Source organism: Citrobacter sp. MGH100 (assembly GCF_001034465.1).
GTDB lineage: Bacteria > Pseudomonadota > Gammaproteobacteria > Enterobacterales > Enterobacteriaceae > Citrobacter > Citrobacter youngae.
In genome coordinates this window covers 996,468-1,022,295 of the sequence record NZ_KQ089801.1, presented here as the reverse complement: position 1 = coordinate 1,022,295, position 25,828 = coordinate 996,468, and the positions used below count along the sequence as shown (strand labels likewise).

Annotated in this window: 25 protein-coding genes; 7 read left to right on the top strand and 18 right to left on the bottom strand. The window is 54.8% G+C overall.

The window, feature by feature from the left end; genetic code table 11:
* Positions 1 to 201: 201 nt before the first annotated feature.
* Together dnaG and rpsU are read right to left on the bottom strand one after the other, a co-directional pair.
* Entirely contained in the window at positions 202 to 1,947 is a 1,746-nt protein-coding gene (gene dnaG, locus SK32_RS16425) for a DNA primase (protein ID WP_048213264.1), read from the bottom strand.
* A gap of 234 nt (positions 1,948 to 2,181) precedes the next feature.
* A complete protein-coding gene (rpsU, locus tag SK32_RS16420; RefSeq protein WP_001144069.1) occupies positions 2,182 to 2,397 on the bottom strand; it encodes a 30S ribosomal protein S21 in 216 nt (71 codons plus the stop codon).
* Between the two features lie 236 nt (positions 2,398 to 2,633).
* Between rpsU and tsaD the strand changes: the two genes are divergently transcribed.
* Complete coding sequence (tsaD, locus tag SK32_RS16415; protein ID WP_003024694.1) at positions 2,634 to 3,647, top strand: tRNA (adenosine(37)-N6)-threonylcarbamoyltransferase complex transferase subunit TsaD; 1,014 nt, start codon at positions 2,634 to 2,636, stop codon at positions 3,645 to 3,647.
* Between the two features lie 37 nt (positions 3,648 to 3,684).
* Here the strand turns inward: tsaD and ureG are convergent, their stop codons facing one another.
* The 10 genes from ureG to ttdA all read right to left on the bottom strand — a co-directional run bounded on the left by ureG (position 3,685) and on the right by ttdA (position 11,759).
* Positions 3,685 to 4,302 carry an urease accessory protein UreG gene (ureG, locus tag SK32_RS16410; protein WP_003838095.1) on the bottom strand — a complete coding sequence of 206 codons (618 nt, stop codon included), beginning with the start codon at positions 4,300 to 4,302 and terminating at the stop codon, positions 3,685 to 3,687.
* A 9-nt stretch (positions 4,303 to 4,311) separates the two neighbouring features.
* Positions 4,312 to 4,983, bottom strand: a complete 672-nt coding sequence (locus SK32_RS16405) for an urease accessory protein UreF (protein ID WP_048213263.1) — start codon at positions 4,981 to 4,983, stop codon at positions 4,312 to 4,314.
* The gene (gene ureE / locus SK32_RS16400; RefSeq protein ID WP_003024684.1) at positions 4,983 to 5,441 is read right to left on the bottom strand and encodes an urease accessory protein UreE; all 459 of its coding nucleotides are present in this window, start codon (positions 5,439 to 5,441) and stop codon (positions 4,983 to 4,985) included. Before ureE ends, SK32_RS16405 begins: the two co-directional genes overlap by 1 nt.
* 9 nt (positions 5,442 to 5,450) lie before the next feature.
* The gene (gene ureC / locus SK32_RS16395) at positions 5,451 to 7,154 is read right to left on the bottom strand and encodes an urease subunit alpha (protein ID WP_048213262.1); all 1,704 of its coding nucleotides are present in this window, start codon (positions 7,152 to 7,154) and stop codon (positions 5,451 to 5,453) included.
* Positions 7,147 to 7,467 carry an urease subunit beta gene (locus SK32_RS16390; RefSeq protein WP_048213261.1) on the bottom strand — a complete coding sequence of 107 codons (321 nt, stop codon included), beginning with the start codon at positions 7,465 to 7,467 and terminating at the stop codon, positions 7,147 to 7,149. The genes ureC and SK32_RS16390 overlap by 8 nt, the downstream gene beginning before the upstream one ends.
* A gap of 9 nt (positions 7,468 to 7,476) precedes the next feature.
* Entirely contained in the window at positions 7,477 to 7,779 is a 303-nt protein-coding gene (locus SK32_RS16385) for an urease subunit gamma (RefSeq protein ID WP_003024678.1), read from the bottom strand.
* Between the two features lie 10 nt (positions 7,780 to 7,789).
* Positions 7,790 to 8,614, bottom strand: a complete 825-nt coding sequence (locus tag SK32_RS16380) for an urease accessory protein UreD (RefSeq protein ID WP_197081319.1) — start codon at positions 8,612 to 8,614, stop codon at positions 7,790 to 7,792.
* Between the two features lie 122 nt (positions 8,615 to 8,736).
* On the bottom strand, positions 8,737 to 10,200 hold the full coding sequence (locus SK32_RS16375; RefSeq protein ID WP_048213259.1) for an anion permease: 1,464 nt from the start codon (positions 10,198 to 10,200) through the stop codon (positions 8,737 to 8,739).
* Positions 10,201 to 10,248: 48 nt separating this feature from the next.
* Positions 10,249 to 10,854: a L(+)-tartrate dehydratase subunit beta gene (ttdB, locus tag SK32_RS16370; protein ID WP_003828447.1), complete on the bottom strand. Its 606-nt coding sequence runs from the start codon at positions 10,852 to 10,854 to the stop codon at positions 10,249 to 10,251.
* Positions 10,851 to 11,759, bottom strand: a complete 909-nt coding sequence (gene ttdA / locus SK32_RS16365) for a L(+)-tartrate dehydratase subunit alpha (protein WP_048213258.1) — start codon at positions 11,757 to 11,759, stop codon at positions 10,851 to 10,853. Before ttdA ends, ttdB begins: the two co-directional genes overlap by 4 nt.
* Positions 11,760 to 11,971: 212 nt before the next feature.
* Here ttdA and ttdR point away from each other — a divergent pair, with 212 nt between their 5' ends.
* Positions 11,972 to 12,913 carry an L-tartrate utilization transcriptional activator TtdR gene (gene ttdR / locus SK32_RS16360; protein WP_048213257.1) on the top strand — a complete coding sequence of 314 codons (942 nt, stop codon included), beginning with the start codon at positions 11,972 to 11,974 and terminating at the stop codon, positions 12,911 to 12,913.
* Between the two features lie 31 nt (positions 12,914 to 12,944).
* Here the strand turns inward: ttdR and plsY are convergent, their stop codons facing one another.
* Positions 12,945 to 13,562 carry a glycerol-3-phosphate 1-O-acyltransferase PlsY gene (gene plsY, locus SK32_RS16355; protein WP_003024662.1) on the bottom strand — a complete coding sequence of 206 codons (618 nt, stop codon included), beginning with the start codon at positions 13,560 to 13,562 and terminating at the stop codon, positions 12,945 to 12,947.
* Between the two features lie 106 nt (positions 13,563 to 13,668).
* Here plsY and folB point away from each other — a divergent pair, with 106 nt between their 5' ends.
* Both folB and bacA read left to right on the top strand, forming a co-directional pair.
* A complete protein-coding gene (gene folB / locus SK32_RS16350; protein WP_003838117.1) occupies positions 13,669 to 14,037 on the top strand; it encodes a bifunctional dihydroneopterin aldolase/7,8-dihydroneopterin epimerase in 369 nt (122 codons plus the stop codon).
* Between the two features lie 90 nt (positions 14,038 to 14,127).
* A complete protein-coding gene (bacA, locus tag SK32_RS16345) occupies positions 14,128 to 14,946 on the top strand; it encodes an undecaprenyl-diphosphate phosphatase (RefSeq protein WP_048213256.1) in 819 nt (272 codons plus the stop codon).
* Positions 14,947 to 15,007: 61 nt separating this feature from the next.
* Here bacA and SK32_RS16340 read toward each other — a convergent pair whose 3' ends face one another.
* Together SK32_RS16340 and SK32_RS16335 are read right to left on the bottom strand one after the other, a co-directional pair.
* Positions 15,008 to 16,249, bottom strand: a complete 1,242-nt coding sequence (locus tag SK32_RS16340; protein ID WP_048213255.1) for a multifunctional CCA addition/repair protein — start codon at positions 16,247 to 16,249, stop codon at positions 15,008 to 15,010.
* Positions 16,250 to 16,310: 61 nt separating this feature from the next.
* On the bottom strand, positions 16,311 to 16,931 hold the full coding sequence (locus SK32_RS16335; RefSeq protein WP_048213254.1) for a TIGR04211 family SH3 domain-containing protein: 621 nt from the start codon (positions 16,929 to 16,931) through the stop codon (positions 16,311 to 16,313).
* 241 nt (positions 16,932 to 17,172) lie between these two features.
* Here SK32_RS16335 and SK32_RS16330 point away from each other — a divergent pair, with 241 nt between their 5' ends.
* The 3 genes from SK32_RS16330 to hldE all read left to right on the top strand — a co-directional run bounded on the left by SK32_RS16330 (position 17,173) and on the right by hldE (position 22,900).
* Complete coding sequence (locus tag SK32_RS16330) at positions 17,173 to 18,474, top strand: CYTH domain-containing protein (protein ID WP_048213253.1); 1,302 nt, start codon at positions 17,173 to 17,175, stop codon at positions 18,472 to 18,474.
* A gap of 92 nt (positions 18,475 to 18,566) precedes the next feature.
* Entirely contained in the window at positions 18,567 to 21,407 is a 2,841-nt protein-coding gene (gene glnE / locus SK32_RS16325) for a bifunctional [glutamate--ammonia ligase]-adenylyl-L-tyrosine phosphorylase/[glutamate--ammonia-ligase] adenylyltransferase (RefSeq protein ID WP_048213252.1), read from the top strand.
* A gap of 59 nt (positions 21,408 to 21,466) precedes the next feature.
* The gene (gene hldE / locus SK32_RS16320) at positions 21,467 to 22,900 is read left to right on the top strand and encodes a bifunctional D-glycero-beta-D-manno-heptose-7-phosphate kinase/D-glycero-beta-D-manno-heptose 1-phosphate adenylyltransferase HldE (protein WP_048213251.1); all 1,434 of its coding nucleotides are present in this window, start codon (positions 21,467 to 21,469) and stop codon (positions 22,898 to 22,900) included.
* A 124-nt stretch (positions 22,901 to 23,024) separates the two neighbouring features.
* Here the strand turns inward: hldE and SK32_RS26270 are convergent, their stop codons facing one another.
* The 3 genes from SK32_RS26270 to SK32_RS16310 all read right to left on the bottom strand — a co-directional run bounded on the left by SK32_RS26270 (position 23,025) and on the right by SK32_RS16310 (position 25,628).
* Positions 23,025 to 23,084 carry a type I toxin-antitoxin system Ibs family toxin gene (locus SK32_RS26270; protein WP_137346154.1) on the bottom strand — a complete coding sequence of 20 codons (60 nt, stop codon included), beginning with the start codon at positions 23,082 to 23,084 and terminating at the stop codon, positions 23,025 to 23,027.
* Positions 23,085 to 23,294: 210 nt separating this feature from the next.
* Positions 23,295 to 24,974, bottom strand: a complete 1,680-nt coding sequence (locus tag SK32_RS16315) for a flotillin family protein (protein ID WP_048213250.1) — start codon at positions 24,972 to 24,974, stop codon at positions 23,295 to 23,297.
* A 24-nt stretch (positions 24,975 to 24,998) separates the two neighbouring features.
* The gene (locus SK32_RS16310; protein WP_048213249.1) at positions 24,999 to 25,628 is read right to left on the bottom strand and encodes an OB-fold-containig protein; all 630 of its coding nucleotides are present in this window, start codon (positions 25,626 to 25,628) and stop codon (positions 24,999 to 25,001) included.
* Between the last annotated feature and the right edge of the window lie 200 nt (positions 25,629 to 25,828).

The window sequence follows — 25,828 nt, the reverse complement described above, 5'->3', positions numbered from 1 at the left end:
GGTGTTGGGCGGTAAAACCGCCAACGGCAAAACGAGGGCATACTTATATTTTGCCGCTGCCTCTCCGTGCGGCTGTCGGGGGCTTCCCGATCGATATTCGGCAGTTAAGCCGTTAAATACTTCATCTTTCACGTTGTCTCTGCGTTAGCTGCGTTCGTTTACTTGCTGCCTTGATACAACGCGAATGATTTTGTCTTTCTCTTATTTCCTGGCCAGTTCCTGGTTCAGCGTCCAGAGTTCCCGGCGTTCTTCGCTGCTTAAACCGTGTGTGCGCTCACGAGCTATCAACTCTTCCTGGCGCAGTTCAAGCATCGAATCAAACATATGGTTGAGTGAGTCGGTGAAGGTTTTTTCTGCGATATCTTTATCTGCTATATCGTCCCACATCGACAGTTTTTCAAGGGTCGCAGCATCATTTGTGCCACGATAGTGCTCTAAAAGTTGTCCGGTGGTCAGACCTGGCTGAGCCAGACAAGTGTTGACCAGTTCTCTGAATAAGCCAAGTCCAGGCAGCTTATTGCTATCCAGTGCGCCTAACGGTGGAACCAGCGGGGCGAGCTCCGGGTTCTGCACCAGTAACCCTATAAGTATACGCATGGTCGTACGTTTTAGCTGTGGAACCGGGCGGGAAGCCCCATTTTCTGCCAGTTTTGGCATTAAACGTTCAAGCTGGCTGTCATCCAGAATGCCGAGCTTGTTTCCCAACTCCTGTCGCAGGTAAATGCGCAACGTTTCGCCTGGTACCTGAGTAATCAGCGGTAATGCCAGCGTGCTGAGCTGTGCGCGTCCGTCTGGGGTACTCAAATCCACCTGCGGCAACAGGCTGTTAAATAAAAACGCAGAGAGCGGCAGCGCCTGCTCCATCCGGGCTTCAAAGGCCTCTTTCCCTTCTTTGCGCACCAGCGTATCGGGATCTTCGCCGTCAGGTAAAAACATAAAGCGTAGCTGGCGTCCGTCTGTCATATAGGGCAGTGCGGTTTCCAGCGCGCGCCATGCTGCGTCGCGCCCGGCGCGGTCGCCGTCGTAACAGCAAATTACGTTGTTCGTCGCGCGGAACAACAGCTGAATGTGATCTGCGGTGGTGGATGTCCCAAGGGATGCCACGGCGTAGTTAATGCCGTATTGCGCCAGCGCCACCACATCCATATAGCCTTCTACCACTAACAGGCGCTGCGGATCGGCGTTATCCTGCTGGGCTTCATAAAGGCCATACAGCTGGCGACCTTTATGGAAAATATCGGTTTCCGGGGAGTTCAGATACTTCGGCAGGGCATCGCCCAGCACGCGTCCACCAAAACCAATGACCCGACCACGTTTGTCGCGGATGGGGAACATCACCCGTTCGCGGAAGCGATCGTAACTGCGTCCCTGATCGTTGGTGACCAACATCCCCGCATCGACCAACGATTTGCGATTCTCAGCATTGCCGCCAAACCGTTTCAGGACGTTGTCCCAGCCGGGGGGCGCAAAACCAATAGCAAAACGGGTGATAACGTCGCTACTTAATCCTCGCTTTTCCAGGTACTGGCGCGCAGGGGTAGCGGCGGGCTGCATCAAAGACTGTTGATAAAAAGTGTTCAGGCCGTCCATCAATTGATAAAGGCTTTGCCGTTGATGGCGCTCTATCTGACTGGGGCCACTGCCTGCTTCATAGGGCACTTCAAGGTTGTGCATTGCGGCCAGTTCTTCGACGGTTTCCACAAACTCGAGCTTGTCGTAGTTCATGAGAAAGTCGACGGCGTTGCCATGCGCGCCACACCCAAAGCAGTGATAAAACTGTTTTTCACCGTTTACGGTGAAAGAGGGGGTTTTTTCGTTATGGAACGGACAGCACGCGTGATAATTTTTGCCCTGCTTTTTCAGCTTTACCCGCGCGTCGATGAGATCGACGATGTCGGTTCTTGCCAGCAGGTCATTGATAAATACGCGTGGAATTCGTCCAGCCATATGCCCCTTTTATACACTTCATCCTTCAGCCTGCCTCTGTGTTGGCTGCGCTCGCTCACCCCTGTCACTTACTTATGTAAGCTCCGGGGCTTCACTCACTTGCCGCCTTGATGCATACTGAATGATTTTGTGTATATGCCAATGCATAAACGAAAATAAGCCGCGCATTCCTTCCGGAAGCACGGCCTTACAACTACAACTCAGTCTGAATTGAGAGCTTTGGCTCTCAATAGATTAGTACAGACGAGTGCGGCGTGCGTTTTCGCGAGCCAGTTTCTTCGCGTGACGTTTCACAGCAGAAGCTTTAGCGCGCTTACGTTCGGTAGTCGGTTTTTCATAGAACTCACGACGACGAACTTCCGCCAGAACACCTGCTTTTTCGCATGAACGCTTGAAGCGACGCAGTGCTACGTCGAACGGCTCGTTTTCACGTACTTTAATTACCGGCATGTAACTCTCACCTTTAATAAATTCGGTTTGCCGCTGGCATCAACGCCAGCTTATTTCAAAATGGTGCGGAATTTTACTGCAATTGCTGCTGCTTTGTAAAGCACCGACGCGATTTTGAAAGGGACTTTTATAAGGACAAGGAGTATACACGAGCGGAACTCCTGGGGCGAACAAAGTTTTACATCAACCCGCATTGGTCCTACACTGCGCGGTAATAGAGCGAGGTAAAACAAGTCATGCGTGTACTGGGTATTGAAACATCCTGCGATGAAACCGGCATCGCCATTTACGACGATGAAAAAGGTCTTTTAGCCAACCAATTGTATAGTCAGGTGAAATTACACGCTGACTACGGCGGCGTAGTGCCAGAACTGGCCTCGCGCGATCACGTACGTAAAACCGTACCGCTGATCCAGGCCGCGCTGAAAGAGGCGGGACTGACGGCAAAAGAGATTGATGCGGTAGCGTATACCGCAGGTCCTGGTTTGGTTGGTGCGCTGCTGGTTGGCGCAACCGTAGGACGTTCACTGGCGTTCGCCTGGGGCGTACCAGCAATTCCTGTGCACCATATGGAAGGGCATCTGCTGGCGCCGATGCTGGAAGATAATCCCCCTGCGTTCCCGTTCGTCGCGCTGCTGGTTTCTGGTGGTCACACGCAGCTTATCAGCGTCACCGGTATCGGTCAGTATGAATTACTCGGCGAATCGATTGATGATGCTGCTGGCGAAGCGTTCGACAAAACCGCCAAGCTGCTGGGGCTGGATTACCCTGGAGGTCCAATGCTGTCAAAGCTTGCCTCGCAAGGCGTTGAAAAACGTTTTGTCTTTCCGCGCCCGATGACCGATCGTCCGGGGCTGGATTTCAGCTTCTCCGGGCTGAAAACCTTTGCCGCGAATACCATTCGTAATAACGAAAATGACGATCAGACGCGCGCAGATATCGCCCGTGCCTTTGAAGATGCGGTAGTTGATACGCTGATGATCAAATGCAAACGCGCGCTGGATCAAACCGGTTTTAAACGTCTGGTGATGGCGGGGGGCGTGAGCGCGAACCGTACGCTACGCGCAAAACTGGCCGAGATGATGCAAAAACGTCGCGGCGAAGTATTTTATGCGCGTCCGGAATTTTGTACCGACAACGGGGCGATGATCGCCTACGCGGGCATGGTTCGTTTTAAAGCAGGCGCAACGGCGGATCTTGGCGTGACCGTGCGTCCACGCTGGCCGCTGGCGGAATTACCGGCGGCGTGATTTTTTGCCCGGTGACGCAATGTTACCGGGCAAGACGCTACATCCGCAGCATTCCTTTCTCTTCCAGAAACGCGATAATTTTTTCCAGACCCTCTCCGGATTTTAAATTACTGAACGTCCACGGACGCTCGCCGCGCATGCGCAGGGTATCGCGTTCCATTACCTCCAGCGAGGCGCCGACGTATGGGGCCAGATCGGTTTTATTGATAACCAGAAAATCGGATTTAGTGATCCCCGGGCCTCCCTTACGCGGGATCTTCTCGCCTTCGGCAACGTCGATCACATAGATTGTCAGATCCGCTAATTCCGGACTGAAGGTGGCGCTCAGGTTATCGCCGCCGCTTTCCACAAAAATCAGATCCAGATTGCCGAATTTCTCGCTTAACGCCTCTACGGCAGCCAGATTCATCGATGCATCTTCGCGGATGGCGGTATGCGGGCAACCGCCGGTTTCCACACCAACGATCCTGTCTGGCTCCAGTGCGCCCGCCTCGGTGAGAATGCGCTGATCTTCTTTGGTGTAGATATCGTTGGTGACTACCGCCAGTTGATAGCTGCTGCGCATGGCTTTGCATAACGCTTCCAGCAGCGCCGTTTTGCCGGAACCGACCGGGCCGCCAACGCCCACACGCAGGGGATGCTTGTAGTTACTCATTTTTTCTCCTCAGGAGCGGAATAATCGGGAATATTGCGTTTCATGCCGGGCAGACGCGATAGCGGCCAACGGCGTTGCGGAGCCGAGACTGGCGTCAGGCGTCGCCAGCGCCTGTGCCAGACCCTGCGCATAGCGATCGCAGAGCGCAATAATCAAACGCTGGGCCGCCTGTTGTCCAAAAGGAACCAGCTTGACGCCAGCCATCACAGCGCTCTCAATCCAGCTGTAGCCGAGGCTTAACGCCAGTTCGGTCAGGGGGATATTCCAGCGCACGCCCAGCCAGGCCATGCCGCAAAGCTGGCTGTCAACAAAGAGCGTACGCCACTCTCGCGAGCAATCCGCCTCCCAGTCGGTGACCAGCCGCGTAAACGCCGCGCCCCGGCTGCGTTCTTCATCCCGCAGTTCGCGGGTTTCGCGACAGGCTAACAGGTAAGTGGTCCAGCGGCGTGCGGCAGCGAGATCGTCCTGCTCGCAGGCGCGATACAGTCTCGCCAGCAGCGGTAGGTCGACGGTAAAAAAGTTCTGCTCCATCTGCTGAATTTGCCAGGCAGAGAAGTCATCGACGCTTTTCACCCAGCCAATCTCCACCGCCCACTCCAGACCCTGGGACCAGGTAAACGACCCCACCGGGAGTGCGCTGCTGGCGAGCTGCATCAGACGCAGCTGTTGGGTGTTATGCATCAGTGCGCATGGCCGTGATGATGCCCGTGTGATTCACTGGCATAAGCGCCTGCTTCCGGTTCAAACGGTAGTTGAGCGAACGTCACCTCGAGGTTGAACTGGCGCAGCATGGCGTCCAGCACGTGATCGTGGTGGTAGCGCAGCTCATCGGGCAGAATTTGCAGCGGAACGTGGCGATTGCCGAGGTGATAACAGGCTTTGGCGAGCAGGAAAGGATCGGCGCAGCGCACCACGGAAACCGACTCCGGCGCGGCGATCACTTCAATCACTTCGCTGCCATCGTCGGTGGTCAGCAGGTCGCCACCGCGTAACAGCAAACCGCGCGGTAGCATCAGCCCGGCTTCGCGACCGTCGTTCAGCGCCACTCTGGCACGACTTTTTACCCGCATATCAATGGGTAGCGTGACGCTTGCGGTGACGCGGTGGGCGTGGTCCAGGCGTTGGGTCAGGTAGATCATCGTCACTCCTCAAAACAGAAAATAGCGTTGCGCCATCGGCAAAACGTTTGCCGGTTCGCTGGTAATCAGTTCGCCATCAATACGCACCTCGTAGGTCTGAGCATCGACGCTGATATTGGGTTGCAGGTCGTTGTGGATCATGTCAGCCTTTTTCACCGTTCTGCAGCCTTTAACGACGGCGATGGCGCTTTGCAGGTTGAGCTGCTGCACGATGTTTTGTGCGTCAGCGGCCTGCGAAATAAAGGTCAGCCGGGTGTGATGCCGCGCTGCGCCAAGTGCGCCGAACATCATGCGGTAATGCACCGGCTGCGGGGTGGGGATCGAGGCATTGATGTCGCCCATCGGCGCACAGACGATCATCCCGCCTTTAACGATCGTCGCCGGTTTTACGCCAAAGAATGCCGGTGACCACAGCACCAGATCGGCCAGTTTGCCAGGCTCAACAGAGCCGACTTCATGGGCGATACCGTGGGTTAACGCCGGATTAATGGTGTATTTGGCGACGTAGCGTTTAACGCGCAGGTTGTCGTTGTCACCGGTTTCTTCTGCCAACGGGCCACGCTGAACCTTCATGCGGTGCGCCACCTGCCAGGTGCGCAGGATCACTTCGCCCACGCGCCCCATTGCCTGCGAATCGGACGAGGTCAGGGAAAAGGCGCCAATGTCATGCAGCACATCTTCGGCAGCGATCGTTTCCCGGCGAATGCGTGATTCGGCAAAGGCCACGTCTTCGGCGATATCCGGATCGAGATGGTGGCAAACCATCAGCATGTCGAGATGCTCGTCGATGGTGTTGATGGTATAGGGCAGCGTCGGGTTCGTAGAGGAGGGCAGGATATTCGGATGCGCGCAGGCGGTGATGATATCCGGCGCATGACCGCCGCCCGCGCCTTCGGTGTGAAAAGTATGAATGGTGCGATCGCCAATCGCCGCCAGCGTATCTTCCACGAAACCGGACTCATTGAGCGTGTCGCTGTGCAGCGCGACCTGGATGTCCATCTCGTCGGCCACGGTCAGTGCGCAGTCGATGGCGGCAGGCGTGGCGCCCCAGTCTTCATGGATTTTCAGGCCAATGGCGCCCGCGGTGATTTGCTCGCGCAGGGCGTCAGGATTTGAGCCGTTACCTTTGCCCAGTAAACCGATGTTAACCGGTAACGTGTCTGCCGCCTGCAGCATGCGTGCGATGTACCACGGACCCGGCGTACAGGTGGTGGCGTGAGTGCCCGCGGCCGGACCGGTGCCGCCGCCGATCATCGTCGTCACGCCGGAAACCAGCGCCTCTTGCGCCTGCTGTGGGCAGATCCAGTGAATATGCGTATCCACGCCGCCTGCGGTGACGATCTTGCCTTCCCCAGCGATGACTTCAGTTCCCACGCCTATCGGGATCGTAACGTTGGGCTGAATATCGGGATTACCTGCCTTGCCGATGGCGAAGATCCTGCCGGCTTTGATACCGATATCCGCTTTCACGATCCCCCAGTGATCGACGATCAGCGCGTTGGTTATCACCAGATCCACACATGCATCGGTGCGCATTTGCCCCTGGCCCATGCCGTCGCGGATCACTTTGCCGCCGCCGAATTTGACCTCTTCGCCGTAGGTGGTGAAGTCTTTTTCTACTTCGATCCACAGGTCGGTATCCGCCAGGCGCACTTTATCGCCGGTGGTTGGGCCAAACATGTCGGCGTACGCCTGCCGGGAAATTTTACTCATTATTAGCCTCCAGCGCGCCCATCACCTCACTGCGAAACCCGACGATCCTTTGTGCGCCAGCGACGCGCACCAGTTCTACTTCGCGTTTTTGTCCTGGCTCAAAACGCACCGCTGTGCCCGCAGCAATGTTCAGACGAAAGCCGCGTGCGGCCAGCCTGTCAAAGCGCAGCGCCGGGTTCACTTCGTAAAAGTGATAGTGCGATCCCACCTGGATGGGCCTGTCGCCATGATTTTCCACCACGATCGTGCAGATCTCCCGCCCTGGATTGAGTGCGATATTGCCTTTTGCGATCTGATATTCACCTGGGATCATTGCCGCTCCTTAGACGATCGGGTTGTGGACGGTGACCAGCTTCGATCCGTCCGGAAATGTGGCTTCAACCTGAATATCCGGGATCATTTCAGGTACGCCTTCCATCACCTGATCGCGGCGCAGGACGTGACGCCCGTCCTCCATCAGCGCGGCCACGGTTTGCCCGTCGCGCGCCCCTTCCATGATGAAAGCGCTAATCAGCGCCACCGATTCCGGGTAGTTCAGCTTCAGCCCGCGGGCCAGGCGACGTTCCGCCACCAGCGCGGCGGTAAACAGCAACAACTTGTCTTTTTCTCTGGGAGTCAGTTCCATAAGGGTTCTCTTAGGTTTGCCAGATTCGCGGTAGCACAGGCGCTTTGTGTGTCAGCAACGGGCGCAGGAATTGCCAGATGTCACGCATAACGCGCTGTACAATCAGGTTGTCGTCGGCAAGAAAACGGATTGTCAGTAGCGAGTCATTAAGCGTTGCCCCGGCGTAATCGCCAAGCGGTGTAAGCCGCTCGCGCGTGCCCTCCAGCATGTGTTCGCTGGCCGGATAACACAGCAACGTGCCGACCCAGGGATGATGCGCAACGCCACTCAGCTCTCCCTCCTGCAACTGCAAGCGTTCTATCAACAGCGGCTGGTCATCTCGCCACACTTCCAGACGGTTTTGCAGCACGCCGTGGCTGAAGGTCTCTTGCATAACCGGTCGCCCAAGACACAACAGATCCCAGGCCAGCAAACGACTCTCTGATGCGATGTGAAATACAGACTGAATAACAGCGTTGGCACCGGGAAAGAGGATTGTATCCTGCGGCAGCCACTCCAGCGTGGCGTGCGAAGCGAGCGTGAAATGCTGGCGCAGCAACGCTTGTGGTCCTCGGCTGCGATAAAACTTGCCCGCGCCGGGCTGGGTGATTAACGCATGGCTGTTTTCGTCGAGCGTGACGGCAATATGAAGCTCATCTCCGCCAACGATCCCCGCAGGTGGATGCAGCAAATAGAGGTGACAGACCTCCTCTTCCGGGTAAAACGGACGCTGAACCGTCAATGGACCATGATGACGCGCCGAGGCGAGCACCGTTTTGTGCCCGGTGCGGGTAAAATGCAGATCCAGTTCGGCCTGCCAGCCCCGTGTGAGTGTCTCGTGCGCAACCGTGTCCAGAGCGTTTCCCCTATCAGCATGAGGGTGTTTGCATACAAAAAAGTATGCCTCAGCGCATCGGGAAAAGGGTCATATGAGAAGCTTATGGAAAAAGGGGCGACAATACGCCGCCCCAATGGGGTTTACAGTAACACGAGGGGCATCCAGAGCAGACCGGTGATCACCAGCAGCACGAGGAAAATCAGGCCAAAAATAGCGCCGAGCCGCCAGTAATCCACCGTCGGCAAATAGCCGCTGCCGTAGTAGATAGGGCTGGGACCGGTGGCGTATGGGGTCAGAATGCTGCCCAGACCAATGGCGGCGCCGACCATCAGGCAGAAGACCGGTAATGGGATTTCCGGCATCGCCAGCGCGGCGGCAATCATCATCGGCGCGAGGGCAGAGGTATACGCCGTGGCGCTGGCAAAGAAGTATCGCAGCAGGTAGAACACCACGATCAGCGCTACCATCACCATCACCGGCGAATAGCCACTCAGCCCGTTTGCCAGCAGCTTGCCGAACCAGGAGATAAAGCCGGTGTTGTTCAGTCCGGTGGCGAGCGTTATCAGCGAGGCCAGCCAGAAAAAGACGTTCCACGCGGCTTTATTACTGACGATGTCATCCCAGTTGATGATGCGCAAAACCAGCATCAACGCCACTACGCTGTATCCGACCATCGCCGCGTCAATAAAATCGCCGCCGAAAATCCACAACACCAGTGCGCCGACCATCAGCACCAGCATCTTTTTCTCGCGGGCGCAGAGTGGTCCCATCGCTTTTAGCTCTGTATCCGCCCAGCGTGGAACCTGATCGCCGGATTTCAGTACCGGTGGATACAGCACGTACGCCAGCCACGGCACGATCAGCACCAGCAAAATGCTCAGTGGCAGCATGCCTAAGAACCAGTCGCCCCAGCTCAGCGCCGTGTGGGACGCGCCTTTCATCAGGCCGATCAACAGCAGGTTCGGTGCCATCGCCGTTAAGAAAATAGCGCTGGTAACGCAGTCAGCGACAATGCCCATCCACATGATGTACGAGCCAATGGAGCGTGAACTGGCGCTATTGGGTTGTGAATTATACAGCGGCGGCAGGTTGCGGATAATCGGGTAGATTATTCCGGCTCCGCGCGCGGAGTTGGAAGGCGTGACGGGAGCGAGGATCAGCTCTGAGAACATCACCGCATAGCCGAGAAAAAGCGTCCGGTGTCCCATCTTTTTCACCAGCATCAGCGCGATACGCCGACCGAGCCCGGTTTTTTCATAGCCGGTACCAAACATAAAGGCCGCGAAGATCAGCCAGATAACCGAGTTTGAGAATCCAGATACCGCCCACGACAGCGATTTGGCGGTAAATTTAAAACCGTCCTGCGCGAGTTGCTCCGGGCTGAACAGCAGCCACGGTGAAAGGACGGCGATGATCGAAATTCCAATCATCGCCACCACTGCGCCCGGTACAGGTTCCAGAATAAGCCCGACAATCACACCGGTAAAGACGGCAAAATAGAGCCAGGTATGACTCTCAAGACCGGTGGGGACGGGCAGAACAGCAATAATGGCGATGACCACCAGCGGAGCCAGGTATCGCCACCAACCAGCTAAAGGTGCCATTGTTGTATCCCTGCGAAGAGGGAGAGGCGTTACGCCCCTCCGGGAGGGTTATTTGATGTAGTGCACGTGCTCGCAGATTTCATCGACGATAGGATCGCGACGTTCAGCGAACAGCTTTTTGTTTTCGGCAATCAGGTTATTGCCGTGGGTATCGATGGAAACGATCAGCGGGCCGAACTCTTTTACCCTGCATACCCACAGAGATTCCGGCATGCCGAGTTCAGTCCAGTGTACCTCTTCAATTTCTTCAACCTGAGTTGCCGCCACGACCGCACAGCCAGCCGGGAAGATGACGTGCAGCGCTTTGAACTGTTTGCAGCCTTCTTCCGTCAGCGGTCCCATGCCGCCTTTGCCGACCACCAGCTTGACGCCCGTCTGCTCGATAAAGTCTTTCTCAAACGCTTCCATACGCATGCTGGTAGTTGGGCCGACGGAGACCATCTCCCATTTTTCACCGTTCTTACGGACGATCGGGCCCGCATGGAAAATGGCTTTGCCGTTCAGGTCATAAGGAATCGGGCGCTTCAGTTCGATCAGGCGGCGGTGGCAAACGTCACGGCAGGTCACCAGCGTACCGGTCAGGTAAATGACATCGCCAACGCGAATGTCTGCCAGATCTTCGGCTTTGATCGGGGTTGTGAGGATCTTTTTCATAACGCGCTCCGGGTGTGAGACAGGTTTTCGAAGGAGAGGTCGGCATGAACCAACAGCGTGCCGCGACGATGCGCCCAGCAGCCGGTAGAGACGGCAACGCCGATAGTCGACGGGTGGCGCGCGGCGGATTCGATATGCACACCCATCACTGAGCTATTCCCGGTCAACCCTTGCGGCCCAATGCCCAGACGGTTAAGTCCTTCTTCCAGGCGCAGTTCCAGTTCTGCCGCTTTTGGGTTTGGATGGCGTGAACCGATTGGGCGCAGCACCGCTTTACGAGAAAGCACGGCAGCGGTTTCTACGGAGGTGGCAATACCTACGCCCACCAGCACCGGCGGACAGGCGTTGACTGCCAGCGTGGAGATATTTTCGAAGACAAATTTCACCACGCCTTCGTAGCCTTCAGAAGGCATTAACACTTTCGAGCGCCCCGGCAGCGTACAGCCGCCGCCTGCCATGTAGACTTCGATTTCCGCGTCATCATTATCAGGGATGATGTCCCAGGTGACCCACGGCACACCGGTACCGGTATTTTTTCCGGTATTCACTTCGTCAAAAATCTCAACCGCGTTATGGCGCAGCGGCGCTTTTACCGTGGCGTCTTCAACGGCCTGTTTCAGAATGCTTTGCAGTTCGCCGAGGTGTGGAAAACGGGAACCGACCTTCACAAAAAACATGATTTCACCGGTGTCCTGACAGGCCGGACGATTCAGGTCGATAGCTTTCTGCATGTTGTCAAACATGGTGTGGTAGATGATTTTACCCATCTTTGATGTTTCGCCTTCACGCAGTTGCTTTAATTTATCCACAACATCGTCAGGCATGCGGGTAGAAATCATGGCGGTAAAGTCGGCGACAATGTTCGTCAGCGTAGTTATCGCTTGTTGGTTATTTTGATTGCTCATCTTATTAACTCCAGTTCTTTTATTTGTCTGGAAATAAATTCTCCGCCACAAACTACCACTAAAAATGTGGTTTTATATTATTTGGCACTGTGAATATCTAATTAACAGTTCGTGAATGATGTCCAGATAAGGCAATAAAAATTGCGCCAGGGCAGGGTTTAATACGTATGGGAGAATTACACTGCGGTTAACCACATTACGGATTACCGATCATGCTGAACACGTATCCCCTGGCGAAAGACCTGCAGGTGCTGGTTGAAATTGTTCATAGCGGCAGCTTTAGCGCCGCCGCTGCGACGCTGGGGCAAACGCCGGCGTTTGTGACGAAACGCATTCAGATCCTTGAGTCTACGCTGGGGACGACGCTGCTAAGCCGCTCTGCGCGTGGCGTAGCGCTCACGGAGAGTGGTCAACGTTGCTATGAACATGCGCAGGCGATCCTCGCAGGTTATCAGCATCTGGTCGATGACGTTACGCAACTCAAAACGCGTCCGGCAGGGATGATTCGTATCGGCTGTAGCTTTGGTTTTGGGCGCAGTTATATTGCACCGGCAATTACCGAATTGATGCACAGCTATCCTGAATTACAGGTACATTTTGAACTTTACGATCGGCAAATTGATTTGGCGCAGGATAATATCGATTTGGATATTCGTATTAATGATGAAATTCCGGATTATTATATTGCGCATTTGTTAACGAAAAACAAAAGAATATTGTGTGCGGCCCCGACGTATTTACAAAAATACGGTGGGCCGATGACGTTACAGGAATTAATTCGGCATGATTGTCTGGTCACCAAAGAACGGGATATGACTCACGGGGTGTGGGAACTGGATAACGGTCAGGAGAAAAAGTCGGTTAAGGTGGCGGGACATCTTTCTTCTAACAGCGGTGAGATTGTGCTGCAGTGGGCGCTGCAGGGAAAAGGGATCATGCTGCGTTCTGAATGGGACGTACAACCGTTTCTGGCTAGCGGTGAACTGGTGCGGGTGCTACCGGACTATGCGCAAAGCGCTAATATCTGGGCGGTTTATCAGGAGCCGTTGTATCGCAGCGTGAAGCTTCGCGTGTGCGTGGAGTTTTTGGCGACGTGGTGTCAGAACCGATTAGGCAAACCGGTGGAGGGGTATCACATCCCCGAGGCCGGATAAGACGCCGACGCGTCGCTATCCGACAATAAAATCACTCGGGATCTTTTTCGCGTTTTTTCTTTAGCTTGGTCCAGATCTTCGGCTCCTGACGACGCCACAGACGCTGAATGTTGTCATGGTGACGAAGCAGAATTAAGCACGACAACATGGACACCGGGAAAGTGAACTGGGGATTGAACCACCAGACGTAAAAAGGGGCGATCAGCGCACTGACGATAGCGCCTAACGACGAATAGCCGCTTAACAGGACGGTTAGTAGCCAGGTTCCGGCCATCACGCCGGTTAAGTCCCAGCCAATCGGCGCAATTGCGCCAAAGGCGGTGGCAACGCCTTTTCCACCTTTAAAGCCGAAAAATACCGGCCAAATGTGTCCCAGACAGGCGGCGATTGCGATCAATCCCAGCCAGAAGGGGCTGACGCCTAGCGCATAGGCACCCCAGACGGGTAACATACCTTTCAGGACGTCGAAAATCAGTACCGCGACGGCGGCTCCCTTGCCACCGATGCGCAGCACGTTTGTCGCGCCCGGATTCCCAGAGCCGCTGTCGCGCGGGTCCGGCAATCCAGCAAGGCGGCATACCAGAATAGCACTGGAAATTGAGCCACAGAGGTACGCGAAGATAATCATTCCAGGCGCGATTGCACTCATAAGCTGTTCCGTTTTGAAAATGTCGTGTAAAACGCTACTTCTGTGGATAATACGCATATTTCGCCGGAAGTGGTATCCGGGTTAGCCAAAAAGCAGGCAGGTCGTGATGGATATTGTATTTATAGAGCAACTTTCTGTAATCACCACTATTGGTGTTTACGACTGGGAACAAACGATCGAACAACGGTTGGTGTTCGATATCGAAATGGCATGGGATAACCGCAAATCAGCTAAAAGCGATGATGTGGCTGATTGCCTGAGCTATGCTGATATTGCTCAAACGGTTGTTAATCATGTGGAAGGTGGGCGTTTTGCGCTGGTAGAACGTGTGGCGGAAGAGGTGGCGGATTTGCTACTTAACCGCTTTAATTCTCCGTGGGTGCGCATCAAGCTGAGCAAACCTGGTGCGGTGGCCCGTGCGGCAAACGTCGGGGTCGTTATTGAGCGTGGCAATAATCTGAAAGAAAATAATTAATTTAATAATTTCTAAATCAAACGGGTATAAAAGAGTCCTGACGTCGGCTCTTTTTTGCCGTGCTTTTTCTCTTTCGTTAGGGGTTTATTGATGAGTGATATGCACTCGCTGCTGGTGGCGGCAATTTTGGGTGTGGTCGAAGGGCTGACGGAGTTCCTACCCGTTTCCAGTACCGGCCATATGATAATTGTTGGCCACTTGTTAGGTTTTGAGGGCGATACCGCAAAAACGTTTGAAGTCGTGATCCAACTGGGTTCCATTCTGGCGGTAGTGGTGATGTTCTGGCGACGTCTGTTTGGTTTAATTGGCATTCACTTTGGCAAGGCCCCGCATGAAGGTACTGGTAAAGGTCGGCTGACGCTGGGACATATCCTGTTGGGGATGATTCCAGCCGTTGTCCTTGGGCTGGTCTTCCACGACACCATCAAGTCACTGTTTAATCCGATCAACGTGATGTATGCGCTGGTGGTGGGGGGCGTGCTGCTGATTGTCGCAGAGTGCCTGAAACCGAAAGAGCCGCGCGCGCCGGGTCTGGATGATATGACATATCGCCAGGCGTTTATGATTGGCTGTTTTCAGTGTCTCGCGCTGTGGCCGGGTTTTTCTCGCTCAGGAGCGACGATTTCTGGCGGTATGCTGATGGGCGTGAGCCGTTACGCGGCTTCTGAATTTTCATTCCTGCTGGCGGTGCCGATGATGATGGGCGCGACGGCGCTGGATCTCTACAAAAGCTGGTCGTTCCTCAGCGCGTCAGATATTCCGATGTTTGCAGTTGGATTTGTGACGGCGTTTATCGTGGCACTGGTGGCGATCAAAACCTTCCTGCAGCTGATTAAGCGTATCTCGTTCATTCCGTTTGCGATTTACCGCTTTGTTGTGGCGGCTGCCGTTTACGTCGTGTTCTTCTGATGACTTACCGTGGTGCCGGATGGCGGCGTTTCGCCTTATCCGGCCTACGGGTGATATCCGTTCAGGCGGTGGGTTTAGGACACCGCTTCTCCTTCCAGTTGGCCACCGCCGCTATGCGGCGTCGGGTCAGTTCTTCACGAATTGCCTGACCTTTGAATCCCGCTTCCACGACATCTTTCGTGGGTACCGCCTGCGCAACCTGCCAGGCTTCGCGCAACAGCCTGCCTTGCGGGTAATCCGCCGCTTCAAAACCGGTTCGCCCACGCACGTCGGCCTCGCTGGTGAGGGCGATTTGCTCCACGCGCTGCGGTTTGCGCCACGCATCGATGGAATCAAACAGCTTAACGATGGTTTTCGGTTGCAGGATCGGGAAGGTATGAATCAGGTCGTGGAACTCGGCTACCAGTTTGGCTAAGTCGCGGATGTCATTCGGCACGCGCAGGCGCTGACACAGTTGCTCGACCAGCTTAACGCCCGCCGGACCGTGGCCGTGGTGGCGCGGCCATAGCGCTTTAGGCGTTAATGCTTTACCGAGATCGTGACACAGCGTGGCGAAACGTACGTCGACCTCCGGACTTAACATGGCTGCCATCGACAGCGTCATCAGCGTGTGAATACCGGTATCAATTTCCGGATGCCACTGCGCGGGCGCGGGAACGCCGAACAGAGCATCTACTTCCGGGAACAGCACGCGCAGTGCGCCGCAGTCGCGCAGAACCTGAAAAAATACCTGTGGGTTGCGGGTGGTTAAGGCGCTTTCTGTCTCTTTCCACACGCGTTCTGGCGTCAGGTGTTCCAGCTCTCCAGCGGCGGCCATGTTGCGCATCAGCGTCATGGTTTCGTCAGCGATACGAAAGCCAAGGTGCGCATAGCGAGCAGCAAAGCGCGCCACGCGCAGAACGCGCAGTGGATCCTCGCTAAAAGCCGGGGAAACATGACGCAGCAGGCGGTTTTCCAGATCGTCGCGTCCGTTATACGGGTCGATAATCTCCCCGTTGTCATCGCGGGCCATTGCGTTGATGGTCAGGTCGCGCCGCTGAAGATCGGCTTCCAGCGTCACATCTGGCGCGGCATAACAGGTGAATCCGGTGTAACCTGAGCCCGATTTTCGTTCGGTGCGCGCCAGCGCATACTCTTCCCGGGAGTGTGGGTGGAGAAACACGGGGAAATCGCGGCCTACCTGCTGATAGCCCGCGTCAAGCATCTCCTGCGGCGTGGCACCGACAACGACCCAATCTTTATCTTTAATCGGTAGCCCTAATAACGCATCCCGAACAGCACCACCGACCAGATAAATCTTCACGCCACTTTCCTTTTGAAAAAAACATCCCTTAATCATATGTCAGTGTGGCGGAGAAGGCGATTCAGTTCATCCAGCGATCTTTGCGTTTACGGCTTGGGATCATGTGCGGCAGAACCAGACCGAGCAGCAGACCAAGACCCAGCACGCCGCCGCCATACATAAACCATTGCATGATGATAGTACGCTGTTTGTCATCAAGCTGAAGGTTGGCTGCGCTTACCTTCTTTTGCGCCACGATAAGCTCGTTCTTCAGCTTCTGGTTTTCTTCCTTCAACCCGTCGATCACGCTGTCGCTTTGCGATACTTTTTGCTGCATATCGGCGGTACGCTGATTCCATGTGGTATCGATATTATTGAGCTTATCGGTCAGTGTTTTAACCTGGTTTTCCAGATCGGGTACACGGGTACGCAGGCTTGGCGTACTGTTCAGCTCTTTCAGTGGGATCCAGGCGGTACGTCCGGTGCTGTCTTTCACCTGGGCGTAGTTGGTGTTGGCATCGGTCTGTAATAGCGTGACTTCCTCGCCGGCGTTAACCGTACCCACGAGGCGATAATTATCTCCCGGACCGCTGCGGACCCAGGTGTTCAGTTCGTCAGAGACATAGCGCTTCTCTTCGGCATGAGAGACTGCAGTGGCGCTAAGTGCGAGTAAAGTTAATCCAATCAGGCGTAATTTTGGCATCAGGCTGTCGTTATTGTCATAGAAAGTGGAACGATAGTAGTGGCATCAGTGTCTCTACGCAAAGCATTCGACATCAATCGGAATCATCTGTGTCCTTTTTGCCACCACCCGAAACTTTTACGCCCGTCAAATTGCTCGTTGCATGGCAATTTGGCGCAAAATACTATCTACTGACCATAAAGAACGAACTTAGTTCGCAGTCAGTTTTCTCAACTGTGACATAACCCATAAGTACAAGACCATGGCCCAGGAAATCGAATTAAAATTTATCGTTAATAGTGACGCTGTAGATGCGCTGCGTGAACGTCTGAATACGCTGGGGGGAGAGCATCATGCGCCCAGCCAGTTGCTGAATATTTACTACGAAACGCCGGATGCGTGGTTGCGTGGTCACGATATGGGGCTGCGTATTCGCGGTGAAAACGGTCATTACGAAATGACCATGAAAATTGCCGGACGCGTGACGGGCGGACTGCACCAGCGGCCGGAATATAACGTTGCACTAAACGCGCCTGAGCTGGATCTCACCTTGTTCCCAACGGAAGTCTGGCCCGATGGCGAGCTGCCCGCTGAACTTGCTTCTCAAGTGCAGCCGTTGTTCAGCACCGATTTTTACCGTGAGAAATGGTTGGTTGATGTTGATGGCAGCCGGATTGAAATGGCCCTCGATCTGGGGGAGGTGAAAGCGGGCGAGTTTGCAGAACCTATCTGTGAGCTTGAACTTGAGCTGTTAAGCGGCGATACCCTGGCGGTACTGAAGCTGGCAAATCAGCTGGTTTCGCAGGCCGGTTTACGCCAGGGCAGCTTGAGCAAAGCGGCGCGCGGCTATCATCTGGCTCAGGGGAATGCGCCACGTGAACTCAAACCGACGCGCATTCTGCAGGTTCCGGCGAAAGCGAGTATTGAGCAGGGGCTGGAAGCGGCGCTGGAGCTGGCATTATCACAGTGGCAGTACCACGAAGAGCTGTGGGTACGCGGCGTCAAAGGGGCGAAAGCCGAGGTGCTGGCGGCAATGGGTCTGGTGCGTCACATTCTGATGTTGTTTGGCGGTAATGTGCCACGAAAAGCGAGCGCTCACTTACGTGAGTTGCTGACCCAATCGGAAGCGATCATTGCGTCGGACGTTTCTGCTATTTCGGCGGTTTACAGCACCCAAACGGCAATGGCCAAACTGGCGTTAACCGAATGGCTGGTGACCAAAGGGTGGCAGCCGTTCCTGGATGCGAAGGCGCAGGGCAAAATTGCCGACTCCTTTAAGCGCTTCTCGGATACGCATCTCTCACGCCATGCCGCTGAACTGAAAACCACTTTCGCTCAGCCGTTGGGCGATAAGTACGTCGATCAGCTACCGCGCCTGACGCGCAACATTGATAGCATGCTGATGCTGGCGGGATACTACGACGAAAATGTTGCATCGGAATGGATCGCCAACTGGCAGGGCTTACGTCGCGCCATTATAGCTAACCAATATATTGAAATTGAACACTTCCGCAACGAGGCGATCGCGCTGGAGCCGTTCTGGCTGCACAGCGGAAAACGATAATCAGGGTTGAGGCCGGGATGCCTGATGGCGCTGCGCTTATCAGGCCTACGAGGCCATACCATGAGCCTCAATACGCAAAGGATGTCCCATACATGAAGCAGCTCTCTTCACCGTTACAGCAGTACTGGCCGACCGTTGTTGAGCGGCTGCCAGCAGCAATCTCTGAGTCCTCGCTTAGCGTGCAGGCGAAGTCAGTGCTTACATTCAGTGATTTTGTCCGCGACAGCATGATTGCCCATCCCGAATGGCTGGTTGAGCTGGAAAGTGCGCCACCTCAGGCGGATGAATGGCAACACTATGCCGAGTGGTTGCAGCAAGCATTGGTTGACGTCGGCGATGAAAACACGCTGATGCGCGAGCTGCGCCTGTTTCGCCGCCGTATCATGGTGCGTATCGCCTGGGCGCAGACGCTGTCGCTGGTGACGGAAGAGAGTATTTTGCAGCAGTTAAGCCATCTGGCTGAAACGCTGATTATTGCCGCTCGAGACTGGTTGTATGACGCCTGCTGTCGAGAGTGGGGTACGCCGTGTAATCCTGAAGGTGTGGCGCAGCCGCTGCTGATTTTAGGTATGGGAAAACTCGGCGGCGGCGAGCTGAATTTCTCCTCTGATATCGACCTGATTTTTGCCTGGCCGGAACACGGCAGCACACAGGGTGGGCGTCGCGAGCTGGATAACGCGCAGTTCTTTACCCGTATGGGCCAGCGGCTTATCAAAGTGCTGGATCAGCCCACAATGGATGGGTTTGTCTATCGGGTGGATATGCGTTTACGCCCGTTTGGCGACAGCGGCCCGCTGGTGCTGAGCTTCTCCGCGCTGGAGGATTATTACCAGGAGCAAGGGCGCGACTGGGAACGCTATGCGATGGTCAAAGCCCGCATTATGGGCGATTCTGACGGTACTTACGTCAGCGAGCTTCGCGCGATGCTGCGGCCTTTTGTCTTCCGTCGCTATATTGATTTTAGCGTGATCCAGTCGCTGCGTAACATGAAAGGGATGATTGCGCGTGAAGTACGCCGTCGTGGCCTGAAAGACAACATCAAGCTGGGGGCGGGCGGCATTCGTGAAATCGAATTTATCGTGCAGGTATTCCAGCTTATTCGCGGTGGGCGGGAGCCGTCGCTGCAATCCCGCTCGCTGTTACCCACGCTCAGTGCCATCAATGAATTACACCTGCTGTCTGATACCGACGCGGAACAACTGCGCGCAGCCTATCTCTATTTACGCCGCCTGGAAAACCTGCTGCAAAGCATCAATGATGAACAGACCCAAACGCTGCCGGGCGATGAACTGAATCGCGCGCGACTGGCGTGGGGGATGAACGTTGATGACTGGCAGCAATTAACCGATGTACTGGCCAATCATATGGACAACGTACGCCGGGTATTTAACGAGCTGATTGGCGATGACGAGGCCGAAACCCAGGAAGAGTCACTCTCAGAACAGTGGCGCGAACTGTGGCAGGACGCATTACAGGAAGATGACACCACGCCAGTGCTGACGCATCTGGCGGATGAAGATCGGCGGCGCGTGCTGTCTCTGATTGCCGATTTCCGCAAAGAGCTGGATAAACGCACCATTGGCCCGCGAGGACGTCAGGTGCTGGATCATTTAATGCCGCATCTGTTGAGCGATGTCTGTACGCGTGACGACGCCTCAATACCGCTGTCGCGCATCACACCGCTGCTGGTGGGCATTGTGACCCGCACGACCTATCTGGAGCTGCTGAGTGAATTCCCTGGCGCGCTTAAGCACCTGATTTCGCTCTGTGCCGCCTCGCCGATGATTGCCAGCCAGCTGGCGCGGTATCCGCTGTTGCTCGATGAACTGCTGGATCCGAACACCCTGTATCAACCCACCGCGACGGATGCCTACCGCGATGAGCTGCGCCAGTATTTGCTGCGCGTACCGGAAGATGACGAAGAACAGCAACTGGAGGCACTGCGCCAGTTTAAACAAACGCAGCTACTGCGTATTGCCGCGGCTGATATTGCCGGTACGCTGCCAGTGATGAAAGTGAGCGATCACTTAACCTGGCTGGCGGAAGCGATTATCGATGCGGTAGTCCAGCAGGCGTGGACGCAGATGGTTGCTCGCTACGGGCAGCCAACGCATCTTGGTGAACGTGAGGGGCGCGGTTTTGCCGTCGTCGGCTATGGCAAACTGGGCGGCTGGGAACTGGGCTACAGTTCGGATCTCGATTTGATCTTCCTGCATGATTGTCCGATGGACGTGATGACGGACGGTGAGCGTGAGATTGACGGGCGACAGTTCTATCTGCGTCTGTCGCAGCGCATTATGCACCTTTTCAGTACCCGTACTTCGTCCGGTATTTTGTACGAAGTGGATGCGCGGCTGCGTCCGTCTGGCGCGGCGGGAATGCTGGTGACCTCAACAGATGCTTTCGCTGACTACCAGCGCAACGAAGCCTGGACGTGGGAGCATCAGGCGCTGGTGCGTGCTCGCGTGGTATACGGCGACCCGCAGTTGACCTCTCAGTTTGATGCGATTCGTCGCGATATCATGACCCTCGTCCGTGATGGGAAAACCTTGCAGACCGACGTGCGTGAAATGCGTGAGAAAATGCGCGCCCATTTGGGCAATAAGCATCGGGATCGTTTTGATATTAAAGCGGATGAGGGTGGCATTACAGATATTGAATTTATTACACAATATCTGGTGCTGCGCTATGCGCATGAAAAACCGAAGCTGACGCGCTGGTCGGATAACGTGCGCATTCTGGAATTGCTGGCGCAAAACGACATTATGGATGAGCAGGAAGCGCTGGCGCTTACCCGCGCTTATACAACGCTGCGCGACGAACTTCACCATCTTGCCCTGCAGGAACTTCCGGGCCATGTAGCGGCGGAACACTTCAGCGCTGAACGTACGCTGGTGCGTGACAGCTGGCAGAAGTGGCTGGTTGCCGAGTGAAGTGTGCTATTATCGCGCGCAAATTTTAAGACCCTCAGAGAATCTCTCAGGAGACAGGAATGAAAGTAACGCTGCCAGAGTTTGAACGTGCAGGAGTCATGGTTGTCGGTGATGTGATGCTGGATCGCTACTGGTACGGCCCTACCAGCCGTATTTCACCTGAAGCGCCGGTTCCGGTGGTGAAGGTCGATACCATCGAAGAACGTCCCGGTGGCGCAGCAAACGTGGCGATGAACATTGCCTCTCTGGGCGCAAATTCTCGTCTGGTGGGTTTGACTGGTATCGACGACGCGGCGCGTGCGCTGAGCAAAACGCTGGCGGATGTGAACGTAAAATGCGACTTCGTTTCCGTGCCGACGCATCCGACAATCACCAAACTACGCGTACTTTCCCGTAACCAGCAGTTGATTCGCTTGGATTTCGAAGAAGGTTTTGAAGGCGTAGATCCGCAACCGCTGCACGAGCGTATTAATCAGGCGCTGGGTTCTATCGGCGCTCTGGTGCTCTCTGACTACGCCAAAGGCGCGTTGGCAAGCGTGCAGCAAATGATTGCTCTGGCGCGTAAGGCTGGCGTGCCGGTGCTTATCGATCCGAAAGGGACCGATTTTGAACGTTACCGCGGCGCAACGCTGCTAACGCCGAACCTGTCTGAGTTTGAAGCGGTCGCCGGTAAATGCAAAAGCGAAGATGAACTGGTTGAGCGCGGCATGAAAGTGATTGCTGATTTCGACCTTTCCGCACTGCTGATTACCCGTTCAGAACAGGGGATGACGTTGCTGCAACCGGGCAAATCGCCACTGCATATGCCGACGCAGGCGCAGGAAGTGTATGACGTGACCGGTGCGGGCGATACGGTAATCGGTGTGCTGGCGGCGACGCTGGCGGCGGGTAATTCGCTGGAAGAGGCGTGCTATTTTGCTAACGCTGCAGCCGGTGTCGTGGTCGGTAAACTGGGAACCTCCACCGTTTCTCCGATTGAACTGGAAAACGCCGTGCGTGGTCGGGCTGATACTGGTTTTGGCGTGATGAGCGAATCTGAGCTGAAACAGGCCGTCGCCAGCGCCCGCAAGCGCGGTGAGAAAGTGGTGATGACTAACGGCGTGTTCGACATCCTGCATGCGGGCCATGTCTCCTATCTGGCAAATGCACGCAAGCTGGGCGATCGCCTGATCGTGGCGGTAAACAGCGATGCGTCGACCAAACGTCTGAAAGGCGAAACGCGTCCGGTCAACCCGCTGGAACAGCGCATGATCGTGTTGGGCGCGCTGGAATCCGTCGACTGGGTGGTCTCTTTTGAAGAGGATACGCCGCAGCGTCTGATCGCTGGCATCCTGCCGGATCTGCTGGTCAAAGGCGGCGACTATAAGCCAGAAGATATTGCGGGCAGCAAAGAGGTATGGGCCAACGGCGGAGAAGTGTTGGTGCTGAACTTCGAAGATGGTTGTTCGACGACCAATATCATCAAGAAGATCCAGAAAGACAGCGATAAATAACAAATGCTGGAAACGGGTCAAACTTTTCGTTTCTGTGCGTTTCCCGCTGTTGACGCTGCTGTTTTTTCGACCTAAAGTACAGGAATAAGGGTGAGAGGGGATTTCTCCCCCCTCTGATTGACTGTTAGTAAGCGTGGAAACTTAACAGTAACAGCACAACCAGTATGATGACTCGCTTCATCATAACCCTTTCCTTATTAAAGCCCCTTCTTCGAGAGGGGCTTTCTCGTTGCAGCCCCTTGCTGACCAAGCGATTGTTAGTGAGCGACCTGACAGGCGCAAGGGCTTTCTCCCGCAGGTTTTTTATTGCTGGAGCATCCACGCAAAACGGCGCGCCAGAATAAAAAATCCCCGGCTTTATGGGCCAGGGACGGGGGACATAAGGCAGAAGTCGTTATTCTTCTTTTATCGTTGTCTGATGGTTAACGTCGACTGTTGTCGTGGCGTTTAACGGAGTGGTAAGCGCATTTAGCGAACCGCCGGACAAACCAATTTCATTTAACAGTGAGTCAATCAGCGGCGCTTGTGTACGATAGGCAAGGGCGGCTGATAATGCCTGCTCAGCCAAATTTCCACCGCTTACGTTACCTGCGTTCACTTCACCGACGGCGCCACCACGATTCAGTCCATCAACCTGGATAATCTTGATTCCGTCGATAGACTTCATTGGCTCAACGGATTTCTCAATAACCGCTGGCAGAGACTGCAGCAGAGCCAGCTTAAATTTCAGGCTGGTCTGTTCGTCGGAAAGCACGTTGATGGCATCGTTGAGTGCACGCTGGGCTTCGGCTTCTGCGAGACCTTTTTTGCGCGTCGCTTCGGCCAGTTCAACAATTGCCGCCGCCTGCAATTCTGCGGCTTCTTTTTCGGCTTTTGCCCGCACGGTCAATTCAACTGCCTGGGTTTCTGCATCCTGCGCCGCGGCGATCAGCGCGACCTGTTTGGCACGATCCGCTTCTGCGGTCTGGCGGGTGGTTTCTACGTTCTGCTGGGCGCGAACCGCTTCGGCCAGGGCATCGTTAGCGCGTGCTTCAGCCTGAGACTGCTGCTCAGACTTGGCGGCAATGGCGATGGACTTGGTTTGGTTGGCTATCTCCGTTGCCTGCTGCTGTTCGATCTCTTTGATGCGAACTTCACGCTCGGCCTCGACTTTTCTGGATCGCACTGCCTGTTCGCGCTCGATTTCTGTTTCCTGAATCTGGCGTTCAGCAAGGATACGCGTCTGTTCAGCTTCACGATGACGTTCGGCTTCGAAGGCGGCAATTTTGGCGTTTTGCTCGGCTGTGCGTGTTTTCACCTGCTGCTCCTGCTCGAGCGTCATGAAGGCTTCCTGCTGTTCGATCTCCAGCTTGCGCGACAGCGCATCACGGTTTTTCTCACGCACCGCAACTTCAACGTCCTGTTCGACTTCGTTACGTTCGCGGCGACGGCGTTCTGTTTCCTGGGTCAGCTTGGTCAGACCCTCGGCATCAAAGGCGTTATTCGGGTTGAAATGGACTTTTTCGGTCTGGTTAAAGTTGGTGAGTGAAACGCTCTCCAGTTCCAGGCCGTTTTTGGATAGATCTTCCGCGACGGTATTTTGTACGCCCTGAACGAAGTTTTCACGCGTATCCTGCAGTTCATGCATGGTCATCTGCGACGCAGTGGCACGCAGGGCATCGACAAACTTATCTTCTATTAGCACACGTAAATCCTCTGGTGACAGCGTCCGCTGCCCCAGGGTCTGTGCGGCGGTAGCAATCCCTTCAACAGACGGTTTTACACGCACGAAAAAGGCGACGACGACATCCACACGCATACGGTCTTTAGTGATGAGGCTGTCGACAGTCGAACGGCTCACCTCAAGTTTGAGGGTGTTCATGTTGATAGGAATAATTTCGTGGAAGATGGGCATGACAATTGCGCCACCGCTCATCACCACCTTTTGCCCGCCAAGTCCGGTACGTACAAACGCCTGTTCAGCTGACGCGCGGCGATACAGGCGGGCAAAGATAATCCCGATAATTAATAAGACGACCACCGCCACAATAGCGGTAAACATCCATGAAGGTAACATGCCAAAAACATCATCCATTGTGTTATTCCCTTAAAGTAAAAATTACAAAACATTTGGCCAGGGGTTTAGCTCGGCCAGGTAACGCGTTGCGGAGAGTCGGCAGATAATCAGCACCTTGTCTCCTTTTTTGAATTCTTTGCCTGCTTCAGGCTCTAGTAGCACATAGTGGGTCTGCCCGAACTTATCGGTAAATTTCCCTTCGCATGGGGTTCCGGCACTTGCGGAATGTCCGGTAATAATCGCCATGCTGCCGATAAACTCATCTTCTGCGAGAGCGGTGGTTTCATCCCGTGGCAGCCAGGGAGCAATGATTTTTCCGCTGTAATGCACGGCGAAGACGGCAAGAATAAAACTCACCGGAGCAAGCAGCAGGTTGCTGAGCGGAGCTTGCCACAGTGTGACCGAACCATGTTGAAGAAGGATGCCGAAGAGTCCAAAGAAGCCAGCGAGTAAGCACAGCACGATCAGTGCGGGAATACGTCCGATATTCAAATAGTGCAGCGCTTGTCCAATATTGCCTGAAGTCAGGGCATCGTAGTGATCGAGATGCGCATCCAGTGCGCCCGAAAGGAAGTGCCCGAAAACAAGAGAGATGACTTCCAGTAAGCCAATCAGCAGGACAAATGAAATAGCAAACAGGTAGGGTCCGTTATAATCCGTGAATAAAACCAACTTTCTTCCTCCTGCGACCGCGTTCCCTGATAGTGTCAAAAGTAATGGTTTCACCTCTTACTTTTACATGACGTTACAATAACATGCGTCCTCCTGGTCTTGAATCCGAAAAGAGGCTCATCCCCCTCTTAGATTTCGTAGGAAACTGTGAAGCTGAAGGTTTTTTTGCGCACAATATGTGCAGAATATCTTCGCATCCA

Coding starts and splice junctions, on each gene's coding strand:
- SK32_RS16375 (WP_048213259.1), bottom strand. CDS start 10,200: ATGGCACCTTTAGCTGGTTGGTGGCGATACCTGGCTCCGCTGGTGGTC.
- ureE (WP_003024684.1), bottom strand. CDS start 5,441: ATGATCTACCTGACCCAACGCCTGGACCACGCCCACCGCGTCACCGCA.
- tsaD (WP_003024694.1), top strand. CDS start 2,634: ATGCGTGTACTGGGTATTGAAACATCCTGCGATGAAACCGGCATCGCC.
- SK32_RS16390 (WP_048213261.1), bottom strand. CDS start 7,467: ATGATCCCAGGTGAATATCAGATCGCAAAAGGCAATATCGCACTCAAT.
- glnE (WP_048213252.1), top strand. CDS start 18,567: ATGAAGCAGCTCTCTTCACCGTTACAGCAGTACTGGCCGACCGTTGTT.
- SK32_RS16335 (WP_048213254.1), bottom strand. CDS start 16,931: ATGCCAAAATTACGCCTGATTGGATTAACTTTACTCGCACTTAGCGCC.
- hldE (WP_048213251.1), top strand. CDS start 21,467: ATGAAAGTAACGCTGCCAGAGTTTGAACGTGCAGGAGTCATGGTTGTC.
- SK32_RS16315 (WP_048213250.1), bottom strand. CDS start 24,974: ATGGATGATGTTTTTGGCATGTTACCTTCATGGATGTTTACCGCTATT.
- SK32_RS16405 (WP_048213263.1), bottom strand. CDS start 4,983: ATGCATAACACCCAACAGCTGCGTCTGATGCAGCTCGCCAGCAGCGCA.
- ttdB (WP_003828447.1), bottom strand. CDS start 10,854: ATGAAAAAGATCCTCACAACCCCGATCAAAGCCGAAGATCTGGCAGAC.
- ureG (WP_003838095.1), bottom strand. CDS start 4,302: ATGAGTAACTACAAGCATCCCCTGCGTGTGGGCGTTGGCGGCCCGGTC.
- plsY (WP_003024662.1), bottom strand. CDS start 13,562: ATGAGTGCAATCGCGCCTGGAATGATTATCTTCGCGTACCTCTGTGGC.
- ttdR (WP_048213257.1), top strand. CDS start 11,972: ATGCTGAACACGTATCCCCTGGCGAAAGACCTGCAGGTGCTGGTTGAA.
- SK32_RS16385 (WP_003024678.1), bottom strand. CDS start 7,779: ATGGAACTGACTCCCAGAGAAAAAGACAAGTTGTTGCTGTTTACCGCC.
- ureC (WP_048213262.1), bottom strand. CDS start 7,154: ATGAGTAAAATTTCCCGGCAGGCGTACGCCGACATGTTTGGCCCAACC.
- bacA (WP_048213256.1), top strand. CDS start 14,128: ATGAGTGATATGCACTCGCTGCTGGTGGCGGCAATTTTGGGTGTGGTC.
- folB (WP_003838117.1), top strand. CDS start 13,669: ATGGATATTGTATTTATAGAGCAACTTTCTGTAATCACCACTATTGGT.
- ttdA (WP_048213258.1), bottom strand. CDS start 11,759: ATGAGCAATCAAAATAACCAACAAGCGATAACTACGCTGACGAACATT.
- rpsU (WP_001144069.1), bottom strand. CDS start 2,397: ATGCCGGTAATTAAAGTACGTGAAAACGAGCCGTTCGACGTAGCACTG.
- SK32_RS16330 (WP_048213253.1), top strand. CDS start 17,173: ATGGCCCAGGAAATCGAATTAAAATTTATCGTTAATAGTGACGCTGTA.
- dnaG (WP_048213264.1), bottom strand. CDS start 1,947: ATGGCTGGACGAATTCCACGCGTATTTATCAATGACCTGCTGGCAAGA.